Below are 17,141 nucleotides of genomic sequence, written 5' to 3'. Positions count from 1 at the left end.
GATCTTCTTCCTGTTCTCGTTCTACAACCCGGCCAACCTGGTCAAGGACAAGTACTACTGGTGGTGGGTGGTTCACCTCTGGGTGGAAGGCGTGTGGGAACTGATCATGGGCGCGATGCTGGCCTTCGTGCTGATCAAGGTCACTGGCGTGGACCGTGAAGTGATCGAGAAGTGGCTGTACGTGATCATCGCCATGGCACTGATCACCGGCATCATCGGCACCGGCCACCACTACTACTGGATCGGCGCACCGGAATACTGGCAATGGTGGGGGAGTGTGTTCTCCGCCCTGGAACCGATTCCGTTCTTCATGATGACCGTGTTTGCGTTCAACATGGTGAACCGCCGCCGCCGCGAGCATCCGAACAAGGCAGCCGTGCTGTGGGCACTGGGCACCGGCGTGATGGCTTTCCTCGGCGCGGGCGTGTGGGGCTTCCTGCACACGCTGGCACCGGTGAACTACTACACCCACGGCAGCCAGATCACTGCGGCGCACGGCCACATGGCGTTCTACGGCGCCTATGCAATGGTCACGCTGACGATGATCAGCTACACCATGCCGCTGATGCGTGGACGCCCGGCGAACAGCGCACGTGCACAAGTACTGGAAATGTGGTCCTTCTGGCTGATGACGATCTCGATGGTGTTCATCACCCTGTTCCTGACCGCTGCCGGTATCCTGCAAGTCTGGCTGCAGCGCGTGTCGTCGCAACCGATGTCCTTCATGGCTGCACAAGACCAGGTGGCATTGTTCTACTGGCTGCGTGAAGGTGCAGGCCTGGTGTTCCTGGTTGGTATCGTGCTGTATGTCCTGAGCTTCTTCCTCAAGGGCGACAGCAAGGCAACTGCCTGAAACTGACATCCCGCCCGGTGTGTGATGCGCCGGGCGGGGATGGAAAAAGACGTGAACCTGACTATTTCTCCCGTAGCATCACAACAGGCACGCCGCAGTCTGCCGGGCGACCTGGCCATGTGGTGCTTTATCCTTGCCGAACTGCTGGTGTTCGGCATTTTTTTTGTGGTGTACGCGTTTGCGCGGGCAAACGATGTCGAGTTGTTCAATGCGTCGCAGCGCGAGCTGGATCGCGTCAGCGGCGTCATCAATACCGTTTTACTGATTACCAGCAGCTATTTTGTGGTCCGCGCCGTGGAAACCATCCGCGTCGGCCGCCATCAAAGCTGCACACGCTGGCTCGCGGCCGCCATGGCCTGCGGCGGCGGCTTCCTGATCCTCAAGCTCATCGAATTCGCGGCCAAGGTCGAGGCCGGCATCAGCATGTCGACCAACACGTTTTACATGTTCTACCTGTTCCTCGGCTTCTTTCATTTCATGCATGTCATCCTCGGCATGGTGATTCTTGGCGCGATTGCGCTCAAGGCGAAGCGCGGGGGGTACAGCGCGCATGACCATGCGGGCGTCGAGACCGGTGCGTCGTACTGGCACATGGTCGACCTGGTATGGATCGTGTTGTTTCCGCTGATTTACGTATTACATTGAGATCATGACAAGCAACGCATCCACACGCGACTGGCTGGTCCTGTTAGTCCTGACCGCCGTGACCTTCGGCCTCGCGGAAGCGGGCGTATCGGGGGCCACTGTCCTGCTGCCGGTACTGCTGGCGACCCTGCTCAAGGGACGCATCGTGATCGACCGCTTCATGGCCCTGCGCGACGTGTCCGCGCCGTGGCGCTGGGTGGTGCTCGGCTGGCTGATCGTGGTGCTTGGCGCCATCGGCTACGCATTTCGCGCCTCGTTGAACTGAACAACAGACTTAATCGGAGAATGACCATGAACGACATTACCGCTCCCGGCCTGATGGATTCCCTAAAGGTGCCTTTCTACCAACCGGTCGGCAACGAATGCGCGTTGTTCGAACATGCCTATCGCAACCGCCTGCCGCTCCTGATCAAGGGGCCGACCGGCTGCGGCAAGACACGCTTCGTCGCACACATGGCCGCACGCATGGCGCGTCCGCTCATCACCGTCGCCTGCCACGACGACCTCACTGCCGCGGATCTCGTCGGCCGTCATCTTATCGGCGACGGCCAGACGATCTGGTCCGACGGCCCGCTCACCCGCGCGGTACGCCAGGGCGGCATCTGCTATCTGGATGAAGTCGTCGAGGCGCGCAAGGACACGACGGTAGTACTGCATCCGCTGACCGACGACCGCCGCATCCTGCCGATTGAACGTACCGGCGAAGAGTTGCACGCGCCTGACGAGTTCATGCTTGTCGTGTCGTACAACCCGGGCTACCAGAACCTGCTCAAGAGCCTGAAACCGTCGACGCGCCAGCGCTTTGTCGCAATCAATTTCGGCTTCCCGCCGGCCGAGCTGGAACAGAAGATCGTCATTGCCGAAACCGGCATCGAGCAGATGCAGGCGCTGCAATTGGTGACGCTCGCCGGCCACTTCCGTCAGCTCAAGGACCACGACCTCGAGGAGGCCGTTTCCACGCGACTGCTGGTGTATGCGGCCAGCCTGATGCGCGCCGGATGCGATCCGGTCGATGCGTGCGAAGCCGCACTGGTCGAACCGTTGACCGATGACGCCGACACGGCGACGGCCCTGCTCGAAGTCATCAAGGCAACGTTCGGACGATGAACACGGAAGCCGATGCACCGGCTGCCGTCCAGGCCGAGGTGCTCTACCTGCTCAACCTGCTGCTGTTTCCGGGGCTGGCATTCATCGGCCTACTCTGGCTGGCGTACCGGCATCGCACAAGCACGAACGAACTGGTGCGCTGCCACCTGAAGCAGACGCTGGTGGCAAGCCTCTGGGCAGGTGTCCTCCTCACGGCGGTGGCGCTGGGCATTCTCGCGCTCGGCGGCCTGTTCGTGCCGGCGACATGGATCGTGATGATTCTTTATGTGCTCTGCTGCCACGCAACCCTCGTCCTCATCGGCGTGTTCGGGCTGTCACGGGCAATGGCAGGGCAAACTTATGTCTATCCTTTGATCGGGAGCCGTAAATGGTAATGCCGCTCAGCCGACCATCGACCGGCCCGCGTGTGGCGCCGGCGACGGGCACGCGCAAGGCGGGATGGCTTGGGGTGCCGGTACAACGCTGGCGCCAGTTGACTCAGGCCGGATTCTTCCTGCTGTTCATCCTCGCGCCGGTCTTCGACATCTTCCGGCTCGACCTCAACGTCAAGCATTTCATCCTGTTTGGCTTCGACTGGACGCTGGGCCTGGATGATTTTCTCGCCGGGCGTGCGAGCGCAACACAGGCATCGATGAACATCATCCTGCGCGCCTTCCTGCCGCTGCTCGGCGTTGGCGGCGCACTGATCTATGTCAGCTGGAAGTGGGGACGATTGTATTGCGGCTGGCTGTGTCCGCATTTTTCCGTGGTCGAAACCATCAACCAGACCTTGCGCCGCGCCATCGGCAAGCAAAGCCTGTGGGACAAGAAACCGCTGCCGACGCGTAATGCCGACGGCACTGAAACGCCGCATGATGCGATCTGGTGGCTGGGCGTCATTCCGCTCGTGATCGGTTGCGCGATGTTATGGGCCGTGGTGCTGCTGACCTACCTGCTGCCGCCGGCCGAGATCTACGGCAATATCTGGAACTGGACGCTGACGCGCAACCAGTCGATCTTCCTGACGGCAGCGACGATTGCTTTCTTCGTCGAATTCATGTTCGCGCGGCACCTGTTCTGCCGCTATGCCTGCGCGGTCGGCTTCTTCCAGAGTCTCGCATGGATGGGCAACGACAAGGCGATGGTGGTCGGCTTCCAGCGCGAACGCGCCAAGGATTGCTCCACCTGCTTCTCTGCCTGCGACCACGTCTGCCCGATGCGGCTCAACCCGCGCAACGTCAAGCGCATGATGTTCGCCTGCGTGCAATGCGGGCAATGCGTCGACGCCTGCGACCATACGCAAGCCGAGAACCCCAAGGGCGCGCTGCTCGACTGGGTGCAGGACTTGCGCGCCGAGTCGGAAGCCGCGTTCAACATGCGTGAGGCCCGCACCATCAAGATCACGCCGATCCAGACCGGCGGCAAGGAATAGACATGGAAGAATTCGTCGGCGGCTTGTGGGACAAGCTGATTACGCGCACCGCCTACCGCGGCTTCCCGCAGGCGCGTGTGGAACTGAAGGAAATCGAGAAGCTGGCCCCGGTATTCTTCCGCGCCCTCGGCGGCGATGCCGGCCTGAACGTGCGCGCCGGCACCGCCACCGCGCATGGCGCGCGGCGCAGCTGGATGGAGCGCATCGCCGGCATTGGCGAACGCGTCGAACTGGCATGGACGGACGATGCCACGCTGCACCTGCCGGCATCGATCGACCTGTATCCCGAACGCGCCCTCAACCGCGAACTCTATCTCTGGCTCCTCGCGCTGGCTGCGCACGACGTCGCACCGGAAGCGGCATGGATCGTGCGCAACCAGGAAGCTGCGCGCGCGACGCTGGAAGCGCTGCCCGGCATGGCGGCACGCTACCGCAAACTGGTGGAAGCGGAACTTCTCCGGCGCGGCGATGCAGCGCGCCTGCCCGCCGCCGAAAAGCAGGCGGAGCAGGCAATCCGCGATGCCCTGTGCGAACCCGGATCGATCAACGAATTCGTCCCCGGCGAACGGCCGCCGTTCCCGGTGCCGCTGTGGCTGCACCCGGAGCCGCCGCTGCCGGCCGGCGAGCAGCGCAGGCCGGCCAAGGGCGAGCCGCAACAGCCGGAAGGCGGCAAGGTCAACAAGGATGCCGAAGCGCGCAAGCGCAGTGCCGAAAATGTCGACATGCCCAAGGCCGACAACCCGTTCGTCCTGCTGTTCCGCGCCGAGAGCCTGTTCACGTGGGCCGAGTACGTCAAGGTCAACCGCTCGCTGGATGAAGACGACAACGACGACGCGGTAAAGGCCGCCAACGACCTCGACGTCCTCAGCGTCGCCAACGACGGCAAGACCACCGCCAGCCGCATCCGCTTCGACCTCGACCTGCCGGCCGAAGCCGACGACGACCTCGTGCTCGCCGACGGCATCCTGCTGCCCGAATGGCATTACCGGAAGCAGCAGATGCAGCCCGCGCATTGCCGGCTGCAAATGCTGCTCGCGCGCGATGCGCAACCGTGCGAGCTGCCGGTCGATCTTCGTCCCGCTGCGCGCCGGCTGCGCAGCCAGTTCCAGGCATTGAGTTCGCAACGCGCACGCCTGCGCGCGCAGGCCAACGGCACCGACCTCGACCTCGACGCCTGCGTGCGTCATGCAGCCGAAAAGGCCAGCGGCCTGCCGACCGCCGAGCCCGGCCTGTACATCGACAGCAGGCGGCAGCAGCGCGACCTGTCCTGCCTCCTGCTGGCCGACCTCTCGCTCTCCACCGATGCCTGGGTCAGCAACTCGGCGCGCGTTATCGATGTCATCCGCAACAGCATGATGCTGTTCGGCGAAGCCCTCGGCGCCACCGGCGACCGCTTTGCGCTGTACGGCTTCTCATCCGTGCGCCGCGAAAACGTGCGCTACCACCTGATCAAGGGATTCGACGAACGCTACGACGCAGCGATTCGCGGGCGTGTCGCGGCGTTGAAACCGGGTTTCTACACTCGGATGGGCGCTGCGATACGGCATTCCGCGGCGATCCTCTCCAAGCAGAAGACTTCGCGCCGGCTGCTGCTTATTCTTACCGACGGCAAGCCGAATGACCTCGACAAGTACGAGGGGCGTTATGGCATCGAAGATACGCGCGTGGCGGTACAGGAAGCACGCCGTCTGGGGCTCACGCCGTTTTGCGTGACGATTGACGAGAAGGCGGGGGAATATTTGCCGCATCTTTTTGGCGCGAACGGGTATGTGGTCGTGCGGGATGCGGAGACCTTGCCAAAGGTGTTGCCGAATTTGTATGTGCAGTTGACGGGGGAGTAGGGGGCGCTCGCGCACAGTTCTCTATGCGCTTGGTGGGTTTCGCTTCGCTCTACCCACCCTACGGTCCTCTATAAAGAAATGTAGGGTGGGTAGAGCGCAGCGAAACCCACCAAGCGCACAAAGAACAGCAATCCGGAACGAACCCCTCCCTCAATCCACCGTCACCTTCCTCTCAGCCAGCGCCGCCTGCACAAGCTGCAGCGTCTGTTCCGCCAGCACCTGGAACCGCGCCACCTGTTCCTCACTTTCGCGCTGCTGCGCCAGCATTTCCTCAAGCTCCGCCGCAACCCCCGTCAGTTCCGTCGCACCCACATTAGCGGCCATGCCGCGAATGCTGTGCACGACGGATTTCATCCCCGCGTGGTCCGAGCTTGCAACTGCCGCAGCGAGCTGGTCCACCGCCGTGCCCAGACTGGGCACCAGCATGCCGAGCACCCGGTGGTAAAGCCCCACGTCGCCGGACAGCCGTTCCAGCGTGTCGGCAGTGTCGAAGCCGGGGATGAAAACAGGCGCTTCCTGCTCGCCGCGCACAGCGGTAATGCCGGATGCCACGCCGGCGGGCGCGGGCGTCAGCCAGCGGGTCAGTGTCTGGTAGAAATGCGCCGGGTTGATCGGCTTGGTGATGTGGTCTTGCATGCCGCTCTTGATGCAGGCTTCCCGCTCTTCATGCGTCGCGTGCGCCGTCATCGCGACGATGGGCAGGCCTTCGAAGCGCTCATCCATGCGGATGCGGCGGGTCGCGGCGTGGCCGCCCATCTCCGGCATCTGGATGTCCATCAGCACCAGGTCGTAGACCGCCGGTCCTGCGGCAAGCAGCCTGTCCACCGCCACGCGGCCATTGCCGGCGATGTCCACCTGCAGGCCCGTGGCGGCCAGCATCTCGCGTGCGATCTGCTGGTTGATCTCATTGTCCTCGACCAGGAGGACGCGGCAGCCGTCAAAGCGCGGCAGGTGCTGTTGCGGCGCCGCGGTGCGATGTGTGCCTGCATCCTTGGCCAGTACGTTGACGAAAGTGTCGTGCAGCAGCGACTGGTCGACGGGCTTGAACAGCACGGCATCGACCGGCGCATCGTCCGCCTGCCGCAGCACGTCGTCGCGGCCGAACGCGGTGGCGAGAATGAACTTGGGCAGGTGGGCGAGGCCTGTAATACGGATGGCGCGGGCGAGCTCGATACCGTTCATGCCCGGCATGCCGAGATCGGCGAGCACGAGGTCGTAGGGCATGCCGAGGTCGGCGTTGCGGATCGCGACCAGCGCGTCGGAGGCATTCGATACCGCATTCACCCGCAGCCCGAAGCCATCGACCATGTTGGTCAGGATCTCGCGCGCGGCGGGATTGTCGTCGACCACCAGCACGCGGCAGCCGAGCAGGCGTTCCGGCAGGCTGGGCAGCGATATGGCGGTCTGCGTGCCGAGGCCGAAGCGCAGGAGGAAGGTGAAGGTCGAGCCCGCGCCTTCCCGGCTCTGCAGCGTCATGCTGCCGCCCATCATTTCCACGAGGCGCCGGCTGATGGCCAGACCGAGGCCGGTGCCGCCGTACTTGCGCGTGGTCGAATCGTCGGCCTGGCTGAAAGCCTGGAACAGTCTGGCCTGCTCCTCGGCCGACATGCCGATGCCGGTGTCTTCCACCTCGAAGCACAGTTCCACGCTGTCCTTGCCGCTCGATACGACACGGCAGCGCAGCTGCACCTTGCCGCGCGGCGTGAACTTGATCGCATTGCTGATCAGGTTGATCAGGATCTGGCCGAGGCGCAGCGGATCGCCGTTCAGGTGTACCGGCACGTCGTCGGCGACGTCGAACTCGAAGCGCAGGCCCTTCTCCGCAGCACGCTGGCTGGTGACGGTGCTGACATTGGCCAGCACATCGTGGATCGAGAAATCGGTCTTTTCGATGGTCAGCTTGCCGGCTTCGATCTTGGAGAAATCGAGGATGTCGTTGATGATCCCCAGCAGCGAAACGGCGGCGCGATGGATTTTTTCCACGTAGTCGCGCTGCTTGCCGGTGAGGTCGGTGCGCAAGGCAAGGTAGGCCATGCCGATCACCGCGTTCATCGGCGTGCGGATTTCATGGCTCATGTTGGCAAGGAAGGCTGACTTCATGCGCGAGGCTTCTTCCGCCACTTCCTTGGCGGCCTGCAGCGCCTTTTCATGTTCGAGCAGCTCGCGGTTGGTGCGCAGCAGTTCGGTGGTACGCTCGGCCACGCGCTGCTCCAGAATGCGCTCGGAGCGCTTCAGGCTGTCCACCAGTTGCTGCTGCGCGTTTTCCTTCTCGCGTTTCATCTGGTTGAAGCGGTCGGCCAGCGCCAGGGAGAGCAGCAGCATTTCCAGCGCGGAACCGATCTGGATGCCGTACACCATGATGAAATTCGGAATGCCCTTGATGCCATAGCTGCGCAGCGCGGTCAGCACCGCGGCGAACACCAGGCAGCTGAAGGCCAGGAGGAAGAAGCGCGCGCTGCGCTGGCCGCGCATCTTGCAGGCGATGCCCACCACCAGCGCCAGCAGCATGTTGAGCATGTCGAGCGTGATGCCGGTGCCGATGATGCTCTGATAGGGCAGCACCCAGAACCCCATCATCTGCAGGACGTTCAGGGCGATCATTGCGCTCATCACCTTGTCCAGCACGGGCACGGTGACATCGGTGGCCAGCAGCCGTCGCTGGAACAGCATCAGCGTGATGCCCGTGAGCGCGAACCCGATCATCGACGAGATCATCGACCACTGCGGCGATTCCGGCCACAGGAACTGGTAAGCCACGCCGCTGAAGGCGATGACCGAGAGCGCGTTGGCGCCGACGAACATCACGTAGTACAGATAGGTGCGGTCGCGCATGGAAGCGAACAGCAGCAGGTTGTACAGGCCGAGCGCCAGCAGCATGCCGAAATAGAGCGCCTGCCCGATGTACTCATGCAGGCTTTCCTGCTCGAAGGCCTTCGGCTCCCACAGCCTGGTCGGGATGTCGAGGGTGGTGCCGGTGGCCACCCGCATGTAATAGGTGATCTCCGTGCCCGCGGGAATGCGCAGCGGGAAGATGAAATTCCGGTGGTTCACCATGCGCATGGCGAACGGCTTGGAGTGGCCGGTCGAGATCCGCGTGAAGCCTTCGCCGGACGGCAGGAAGAAATCGACGTTGTGCAAGTGGGTGAAAGCGACTTCAAGCAGGCGCTCAAGGTCGGCACCGGAGGTATTGGCAATCGTGATGCGCAGCCAGATGGCCGAACGGGTCAGGCCGTAGTTGATGGAATCGTTTTCCAGGCGCGGGCGGGTGAAACGGGACCGGAACGCCTCGCTGCTGATGTCGCCGATGTCCCATTCATGCTGCACGTCTTCCAGCGTCGCCCAGTAAGGCGTCAGGTTGAAGGGCTTGGGTTGCGGCTTGCCGTCCAGGTGCAGGTCTGCCGCGCGCGCTGATACCGCTACCAAAAGCAGCAGGCAAAAGACCCCAAAATAGCGCATGAAGTGAAACGAAGACCGCATCCACCCACCTGTTTCAAAATGTTACCAACGAGAAATAGTATCGTAACAGTATGCGGGGGGCGAGTCTCCGCCCGGGTAACCGCCAGCTCTGCACTTGTGGTCAAAAACTAACATGTACTAATCGAAATCAAATATGATCCCGGGAAACAATTTCTTACAATTGCGGCCCCCGGGAGGCAGGCCGCACCCGGGAGGTCCATGTGAATACCGCACTTCAGCACGAGGCGGTGGTCATCGGCAGCGGCTTTGGCGGCGCTGTCATGTCCGCCCGTTTGTCACGGAAATGGCCGGGGAAGATCCTGGTACTGGAGCGGGGACGGGAATATCCCCTGGGCGCGTATCCGCGCAGTCCGGCCGAAATGGCCGACAACGTCTGGTGCCCGGACGGCGACAGTGCCCGGCGGCCGCGCGCGGTACACCAGCGCAAGGCAGCGCGCGGCCATCTCACCGGCATGTTCGATATCCGCCATTTCGACAAGATCGATACCGTCACCTCGGCGGTCTACGGCGGCGGTTCACAGATCTACGCCAACGTCTTCCTGCCCCCGCCAGCCGCGGTGTTCGAGCAGGGCTGGCCGGCCGGGCTGAGGCGCGACGTTCTTGCGCCGTACTACGAGGTGGCGCGGCAAGTGCTCGGCGCGAGGCCGGTGCCGCCAGCTGACGGCGAAGACGACCGGCGCACGATCCGCCGCACCGAACGCTTCCAGGAATTCGCCCGCGAAGCCGGCCTGCCGACGAAGATGGCCGACATCTGCGTCTACTTCGGCAACGGCTACACCTACAAAGCCAGCGACCGCCCGCTGCCGCTCGGCGTGCAGGAAGCCAATCGCTACGGCGCCCTGCAGACCTCCTGCACCTATTGCGGCGAATGCGACATCGGCTGCAACGTGCAGGCCAAGAACTCGGTCGACCACAATTACCTGCACGTCGCCCGCAAGCGCTACCAGGCCGCGGTGCGCACGCAGTGCGAAGTCGAGCGCATCGTGCCGCTCGATGCCGCTCATGCCGACGATCCCGACGGCGACGGCGGCCACGGCTACCGCGTCTATTTCCGCGACCTGCGCATGGGTGGCACGCACAGCGTCACGACGCGCCGCGTGGTCGTCTCCGCCGGCACGCTCGGCACCAACGAACTGCTGATGCGCAACCGCGACGTGCACAAGACGCTGCCGCGCGTTTCGCCACGCCTCGGCCAGAGGTTTTCCGGAAACGGCGACTTCCTCGCCTTCGCGGTCGACGGCGAAAAGGAAGTCAACTCCACCTACGGCCCCGTCATCACCCAGTACATCGACCACCGCCTGTACAAGGACCTCGACCGCAGCCAGGCCTTCCTGCTGCAGGATGCCAGCTACCCGACCCAGGTCGGCTGGGCCACCGCTGCGCTCGGCCCGGTGATGAACCCGTTCGCGATGCTCTGGACCACCTGCAAGCAGGTATTCGCCTACGCATTCGACAAGTTCTACCCCGGCCGCAAGCACAGCAGCGTCGGGTACATGGTGCAAAAGCTCTTCTCGCACGACCTGTCCAAGTACAGTGCGGTACTGCTGTGCATGGGCCTCGACAACGCCAGGGGCGTGCTGCGGCTGAACAAGGAAGGCTACCTCGACATCGACTGGCCGCAGGAAAGCAACCGCAGCCTGTACGACGCCATCCTCAGCCTCGGCGAACGCTTCACCCGCTTCATCGGCGCGCGGCACTACGTGCCCTTGCCGACCTGGCTGTGGCCGGTCAAGAACAACGTCACGGTGCATCCGCTCGGCGGTTGCGCGCTTGCCGATACGCCGGAGCAGGGGGTCGTGAGCGCCCGGCAGGGGGAACGCGGACGGGTGTTCGGCTACCAGGGACTGTATGTCGCCGACGGTTCGCTCGTGCCGACGGCGCTCGGCGCCAATCCGGTGGCGACCATCACGGCGCTGTCCGAATGGATTGCGCACGACGTGACGGGCACGGCGCCGGACGCTGACCTGTAAGCGTTCTGCGAACGACACCGGACTAAAAAAACAAACAACTCAGAGAGGATACGAATGGCCGATGATTTGCGCGGCGTGAGGATCGCGTTTGCCGAAGTGATGAAGGGCTGCGTCAGCGCCGAAGCGACAACCTTTGCGGACGGCTATGCCGACGGCGAGAAGGCCGGCCATGAACTCGCGCTGCATGTGACCGTCCGCATCGCCGACCTGCATGCCTTCCTGCACACCGACGGCCACGCCGGCACGCTGGAGGGCCATGTCGACTGCGCGCTGCTCGGCGGCATCTGCCCGGTGCAGTCGGGCACCTTCCGCCTGATGCCCGACACCGCCGACCGCGACCGCAAGGTCATGTACTACCAGGTGTACTGCACCACGCCCTCGGGCGAACCGGTCACCTTCGTCGGCAACAAGCAGGTGCAGCACACCGCGCCCTTCGACCTGTGGCACGACACCACGACGCTGTTCGTCAATGTGTATCGCGGCCATGTCGATCCCGGCAAACCGGCGCAAGCCGCGCTGCGTCTGACAGGCATCATCAGCCTCGGCCTGCTCGATTTCATGCAGGTGCTGCGCGGCCTGCGCGCCACCGATGCACAGGGCGGCACCAGCTTCGCCGGCCTCGTCGCCTTCGGCCGCTTCTTCGCGGGCAAGCTGTGGGATGTGTACGGCCCGCATCTCCCGCCCGCACCCAGCCAGCCGCAGCGCAGCTACGCCCGGTTCACGCTGGAAGGCGTGCAGGGCGCGGCGGCGACCGTGCATCCCTTCACCACCGCCGATGGACTGTCGCTCAACCTCACCCGCTTTTCGCGCGGCACGAGCGATGACGTCGTGCTGGTGGTGCACGGCCTCACCAGCTCCTCCGACATGTTCATCATGCCGGAGCACCAGAACCTGGTGCAGACGCTGCTAGACGAAGGTTTTCCGGACGTGTGGACGCTGGACTACCGCGGCAGCTGCCGCTTCCCGTACAACCTCGCCCGCAGCCGCTACAACTTCGACGACATCGCCCTGTTCGACCATCCGGCCGCCATCGCGGAATTGCGCCGTCACATCGGGCCGCACCGCCGCATCCACGTCATCGCCCACTGCGTCGGTGCGCTCACGATGGCAATGAGCCTGTTCGGCAAGACCGTGCAGGGCGTCTCCAGCGTGATCCTCAACAGCGTGGCGCTCACACCCTGCGTGCCCGGCTGGTCCGGACTCAAGCTCGCGCTCGGTCCGTGGGCGTCCGACTACCTGCTCGGCATCGAGTACTACAACCCGAGCTGGCGGCGCCAGCCCGGATGGTCGGTCGGCAAGCTCATCGCCATGGGCGCCGGCCTGCTGCACCAGGAATGCGACTCGCCGGAATGCCACATGCTCAGCTTCATGTGGGGCACCGGCCGGCCCGCCTTGTTCAACCACGAGAACATGTTGAAAGTGACGCACGACCGCCTCGGCGACCTGTTCGGCGGCGTTGACGTGCACTACTACCGCCACGTGCACAAGATGGTTTCGGCAGACAATACCGCCGTCAAGTTCGAGCCCGGCAACCGGCGCTACGCCGCGCTGCCCGACAATTACCTCGAGCATGCCGCCGAGATCCGCACGCCCATCCTGTTCATCCAGGGCCAGGACAACCGCGTGTTCGCCGATTCCAACATCCGCTGTCACGAACGCCTGGAACAAATCGTCCCCGGGCGCCACCGCCTGCATGTCTTCCCCGGCTATGGCCACCAGGACATCTTCATGGGCAAGAATGTGGCGAACGACGTCTTCCCGCATCTGATCAGCTTCCTGCGCGAGCATGCCCATGGCTGAGCGCGAACTCCCGCCCGGCCTCGTGCTGTGGCCGTCCGGCACCGCCGGGAGGAACAGGCTCTGCGTGCTGATCAGCGACATCCACTGCACCGACTGCAGCGTCGGCAACCAGACCGCTTCCGAGACCGACTGGCAGCTCTTCTTCGAGCAGCTCGAATTCGCCGTCTGCAATCCCGGCGACAAGGCGCACACGGCACCGGAACAGCGCATCGACGAACTGCTGCTCATCCTCAATGGCGACATCGTCGACCTCATCCGCACCAGCAAGTGGGCCGAGGCGGGCGTCTACCCGTGGCAGCGCGACCATCCGCGTTTCGCTGAAATCATCCTCGCGACCATGCGCGACATCGTCGCCATCCACGCGTCCAAGCGCCCCGAGCGCAGCGAGCAGCCGTACTCCGGCTTCTTCTACTGGATGCGCGAGAGCCTCGCCGGGCTGCGCGCACGCGGCATCGCGGTCACGATCATCCCCATCGTCGGCAATCACGACAAGGAATTGCAGGTGGTGCCCGAGGCGCGGCAAATGTTTTACGAAGAATGCCTCGGCATCACCGCGCTCGACATCAGCGACAGCTACCGCGCCTGGGTCGCCGCGCAGATGGGCACGCCTGCAGACGACATGTATCCCTGCATGCCGTTCTACTTCGCCGATACCGGGCTGCGCCTGCTCGCCACCCACGGCCAGTGGCGCGACCAGGACAACTCGCGCGCCACCGCCCTGTGGAAGCCCTCCCGCGGATGGCAGCCGCACAAGTGGCAACAGGAAAAATACCGCGCCTTCAGCGAACCCTGTTTCGGCGACACGGTGGCCGCCGGCATGCTGTCGCGCTTCATCTGGAAAATGGCCGGCACCATCGACAGCAACATGCCCGGCGCCGGCCGTATCCGCAACCTGCTCGACGAGATGGACTTGTACCGGCCCTCCGTATCGGCGGTCGTGCGCCTGCTGAGCGAATCGCGCCGGCTGGCGCGGCGCACGCCGGAAGCCAGGGGCCTGCACGACCAGGTACTGCGCTGCTTCCGCGAGAGCCTGGTTGACTGGATGTCGCACGCGGAAACCTGGAACAGCGCGCACCGCTCCACCAAGCTTGGTCTTTACGTGCTCAACTTCCTCAGTCGCTTCAAGTGGTACTGGCTCGACATCAGCCTCATGCGCCTGATGGCCAAGGTGCAGGAGCCGGAATCCGACATCAAGGACGTCAGCCTGCTGGCGCTGCCTGCCTTCCAGCCTGCCTACCGCATGCTCGGCCTGCGCCTGCATGTGGAAGGACACACCCATGTCGCCCTCGAAGCCGACCTGCAGTTCCCACGGCCGCGCCAGGGCCGCAACAACTACACCTACATCAACCTCGGCGCATGGCGCGACTCCATCGTGCCCAAGCGTAACCGAGGTTATCGCCGGCGCGGCATCGGTCGCGCGCTGTTCATCTTCGACCTCGCCAAGCTCGCGCGGCATACACCCGGCGACAGCTACCGCTTCTACGTCCGCGACATGACGAGCTGGGGCGACCGCATGGATAGCTGGTAACTCTCCCTTTCCGGCAGTTGATACACCGCAAAGCCCGGCGCGTTTTCGCGCCGGCGCCCGACCTGTTTCCCGCGCCGGCTGTCGAAATCCATTGTCCCTGCGCGGCGCGTATATGCCGTGGAGAAAGGAGGCCGGCCATGAAAAATCCCTGGCTCAAGAAAAACCCCTTGATGAGCATGTGGCTGAGTGGCGCCAACGCCGCTGCCGGTACCGTGCGTGGGCGCCTCATGGCGGAATGCAGGCGCCAGCGCGCTGCCATGGTGAACGAGGCAACGAAGCAGACGACCGACTTCTGGACCGGCGTGCTTGGCGCCAAGCCGCCCGTGAAGCGAAGAAAGAAACGCCCCTAACACTGACAGGAGAAGCAAGCATGAAGCGTACGGCAACAGCCGCGTGGAGCGGCGGACTCAAGGATGGAACCGGAACGGTGTCGATGCAAAGCGGTGTGCTGTCGAACACACGCTACGGCTTTCAGTCGCGTTTCGAGGAAGGGCCGGGGACCAACCCGGAAGAACTGATCGCGGCGGCGCATGCCGGCTGCTTCACCATGGCCTTGTCGGCACAGCTGGAAGAAGCGGGGTTGAAGGCCGAGAGCCTGAAGACGGATGCGGTGGTCACGCTGGAAAAGGTCGCGTCAGGGTTTGAGATCAACAAGATCCACCTGAACCTCGTGGCCAAGGTGCCGGGAGCGGGGCAGGACGTGTTCGACAAGGCGGTGAACAATGCCAAGACCGGCTGCCCGGTGTCGAAGGTGTTGAAGGCGGAGATCTCGCTGACGTCGAAGCTGGAAGGGTAGTGATTCGTCACCAATAGTAGTGGCGAAACCGGCCGGGATGATTCGTGTGCATGGTGGGTTTCGCTGCGCTCTACCCACCCTACGGTTCTCGTGCTTGGGGTGCATGGTGGGTTTCGCTGCGTGTATAGCCGGGACACATGGGTAACACTTGTCGGGAGACATAGGTAACACATGTGATTGCAATTTTAGGCGATGTTTCGCAGGTCGATCTGCCGGAGATGCTTGTGGCAGAAGTAGACATCGAGTACCCCGTCGATTGAGCTGGGGCGGATGGCGACCTGCTGGCCTGCCAGTCCCTCGCCGATAAAGACGATCTTCCCTTTCAGGTGAATCTGCCCTTTGCTCTTGACCTTGAGCACATGGTCACTGGCCGGATATTCGAGGTCGGGCAGCTGTTCCGGGAATGGCCGGGCGCTGTTTTGATAGCGCGACACGGGCGGCTGCTGGCCCAAGGCCTCATGCGGGCGGATCAGGTTGTAGCAGTGCCGCCACTGGTCAAAGGCTGCCTGACACGCCGACAGGGAATGGAAACCCTGCCGGTCCAGCAGTTCCAGCTTGAGGGTGCGATGAAAGCGCTCGTCCTTGCCTTGCGTTTGCGGATGGTAAGGACGGCTGTGGCTGACCTGGATCCCCAGCCGGATCAGCCACACCTCCAGCGCGGACAAGCCTTCGCCCTTTCTTGCGCCCCAGGGCGGCCCGTTGTCGGCAGTCATGCGCTGCGGCAAGCCATAACGGCGAAAGCTGTCGGTCAACGCCTGCTGCACGCTGTGCCGGGTTTCATTGCCACAGGCGCTCAGACACAGCGCAAAGCGGGAGTGATCGTCCAGGACCGTCAACGGATGGCAGCGCCCGGCACGACCGTCGGTCAACGCGAAATGCCCCTTGAAATCCATCTGCCAAAGCTGGTTGGGCGCTGCATGTTCGAAGCGGTTGCGGGCGGCCTGCTGGGCCGCTTCCTGGCCGGCGATTTGCCGGCCATGCCGTCTCAAAATAGCGTCAATGGTGCTCGGATGGGGCTTGTCGCAGGTATCCGGCAACAGGGCGCGCAGCTTGCGGCTGCCCCAGCAGGGGTACTTGTCATGCAAGTCAAGAACGCGTGATTCCAGCTCCACGGAGCTGCGGTACGGCGAGGCGAGCGGCCGCCGGGACTGATCCTGCAAGCCCTCCTGGCCTTGCTCCCTGAACCGCTCCAGCCATTTGTAGCCGGTCTTGGGACTGATCTCAAAGGCCCGGCACAAGGCCCGGATATTGGCGCCAGGGGCCTGCGCCAGCATGACAAATTCCAGTCGGGACGACATACGGGACGACTCCTTCCAAGGCATCGCGCGCTCCAGATTGTTGCAACGCGATGATCATAAAAGGTGTTACCCATGTCTCCCGACAGGTGTTACCTATGTCCCCCGGCTATACACGAAGCGAAACCCACCATGCGCCGCACCTTCCCTAGCCGAACAGCGGAATCGAATTGCTGACCTTGCCGGAGTCCGAAGATTCGCTGCCATTCCGCGACCTGTTCCCGGACGAGACCGTTGTGGAATCGAAACTGAATTCGGCGGCTTTGTCCTCCGTGAGAGCAAGATGCTTGAGACCGTACTCTAACTTCGCAAGCACGAGCTCGTTTTCCAGAGAAACATACTTTCCTTCTGTCGGCTGCCTAGCCGGAGTCGCATCTTCGAGCTTTTTGATTTCCTCGAACATGCTGACTGCCTGGGG

General features: G+C 63.5%; 15 protein-coding genes. 12 read left to right on the top strand and 3 right to left on the bottom strand.

Annotated features, from left to right (window positions below; translation table 11 throughout):
* From VFF99_RS07495 to VFF99_RS07465, 7 genes are all read left to right on the top strand, one after another.
* The coding region (locus VFF99_RS07495; protein WP_325016487.1) for a cbb3-type cytochrome c oxidase subunit I at window positions 1–853 on the top strand (853 nt) is incomplete at its 5' end.
* Between the two features lie 51 nt (window positions 854–904).
* Window positions 905–1,498 (top strand): cytochrome c oxidase subunit 3 family protein, encoded by a 594-nt coding sequence (locus VFF99_RS07490; protein ID WP_325016485.1) that lies wholly within the window; start codon window positions 905–907, stop codon window positions 1,496–1,498.
* Window positions 1,499–1,502: 4 nt separating this feature from the next.
* Entirely contained in the window at window positions 1,503–1,763 is a 261-nt protein-coding gene (locus VFF99_RS07485) for a cytochrome C oxidase subunit IV family protein (RefSeq protein WP_325016483.1), read from the top strand.
* Between the two features lie 26 nt (window positions 1,764–1,789).
* Complete coding sequence (locus VFF99_RS07480; RefSeq protein WP_414691514.1) at window positions 1,790–2,605, top strand: CbbQ/NirQ/NorQ/GpvN family protein; 816 nt, start codon at window positions 1,790–1,792, stop codon at window positions 2,603–2,605.
* Entirely contained in the window at window positions 2,602–2,979 is a 378-nt protein-coding gene (locus VFF99_RS07475; RefSeq protein ID WP_325016479.1) for a hypothetical protein, read from the top strand. Before VFF99_RS07480 ends, VFF99_RS07475 begins: the two co-directional genes overlap by 4 nt.
* A complete protein-coding gene (locus tag VFF99_RS07470) occupies window positions 2,973–4,016 on the top strand; it encodes a 4Fe-4S binding protein (protein WP_325016477.1) in 1,044 nt (347 codons plus the stop codon). Before VFF99_RS07475 ends, VFF99_RS07470 begins: the two co-directional genes overlap by 7 nt.
* 2 nt (window positions 4,017–4,018) lie before the next feature.
* Window positions 4,019–5,857: a nitric oxide reductase activation protein NorD gene (locus VFF99_RS07465; RefSeq protein WP_325016475.1), complete on the top strand. Its 1,839-nt coding sequence runs from the start codon at window positions 4,019–4,021 to the stop codon at window positions 5,855–5,857.
* 150 nt (window positions 5,858–6,007) lie between these two features.
* Here VFF99_RS07465 and VFF99_RS07460 read toward each other — a convergent pair whose 3' ends face one another.
* On the bottom strand, window positions 6,008–9,280 hold the full coding sequence (locus VFF99_RS07460) for a 7TM diverse intracellular signaling domain-containing protein (protein WP_325016473.1): 3,273 nt from the start codon (window positions 9,278–9,280) through the stop codon (window positions 6,008–6,010).
* A gap of 254 nt (window positions 9,281–9,534) precedes the next feature.
* Here VFF99_RS07460 and VFF99_RS07455 point away from each other — a divergent pair, with 254 nt between their 5' ends.
* The 5 genes from VFF99_RS07455 to VFF99_RS07435 all read left to right on the top strand — a co-directional run bounded on the left by VFF99_RS07455 (window position 9,535) and on the right by VFF99_RS07435 (window position 15,428).
* The gene (locus VFF99_RS07455; RefSeq protein WP_325016471.1) at window positions 9,535–11,304 is read left to right on the top strand and encodes a GMC oxidoreductase; all 1,770 of its coding nucleotides are present in this window, start codon (window positions 9,535–9,537) and stop codon (window positions 11,302–11,304) included.
* A gap of 54 nt (window positions 11,305–11,358) precedes the next feature.
* A complete protein-coding gene (locus tag VFF99_RS07450; RefSeq protein WP_325016468.1) occupies window positions 11,359–13,104 on the top strand; it encodes an alpha/beta fold hydrolase in 1,746 nt (581 codons plus the stop codon).
* The gene (locus VFF99_RS07445; RefSeq protein ID WP_325016466.1) at window positions 13,097–14,632 is read left to right on the top strand and encodes a hypothetical protein; all 1,536 of its coding nucleotides are present in this window, start codon (window positions 13,097–13,099) and stop codon (window positions 14,630–14,632) included. Before VFF99_RS07450 ends, VFF99_RS07445 begins: the two co-directional genes overlap by 8 nt.
* A 137-nt stretch (window positions 14,633–14,769) precedes the next feature.
* Window positions 14,770–14,982, top strand: a complete 213-nt coding sequence (locus tag VFF99_RS07440; RefSeq protein ID WP_325016464.1) for a hypothetical protein — start codon at window positions 14,770–14,772, stop codon at window positions 14,980–14,982.
* Window positions 14,983–15,002: 20 nt separating this feature from the next.
* Window positions 15,003–15,428, top strand: coding sequence for an OsmC family protein (locus VFF99_RS07435; RefSeq protein ID WP_325016462.1), 426 nt, complete (start codon window positions 15,003–15,005; stop codon window positions 15,426–15,428).
* 185 nt (window positions 15,429–15,613) lie between these two features.
* Here VFF99_RS07435 and VFF99_RS07430 read toward each other — a convergent pair whose 3' ends face one another.
* Window positions 15,614–16,750 carry an IS481 family transposase gene (locus VFF99_RS07430; protein WP_325016460.1) on the bottom strand — a complete coding sequence of 379 codons (1,137 nt, stop codon included), beginning with the start codon at window positions 16,748–16,750 and terminating at the stop codon, window positions 15,614–15,616.
* Between the two features lie 121 nt (window positions 16,751–16,871).
* Window positions 16,872–17,141: hypothetical protein (locus VFF99_RS07425; RefSeq protein WP_325016458.1), on the bottom strand; the 270-nt coding region annotated here is incomplete at its 5' end.

The sequence above is a fragment of the Noviherbaspirillum sp. genome, assembly GCF_035654295.1.
GTDB lineage: Bacteria > Pseudomonadota > Gammaproteobacteria > Burkholderiales > Burkholderiaceae_D > Noviherbaspirillum.
This window is presented reverse-complemented; position numbering and strand designations above follow the sequence as displayed.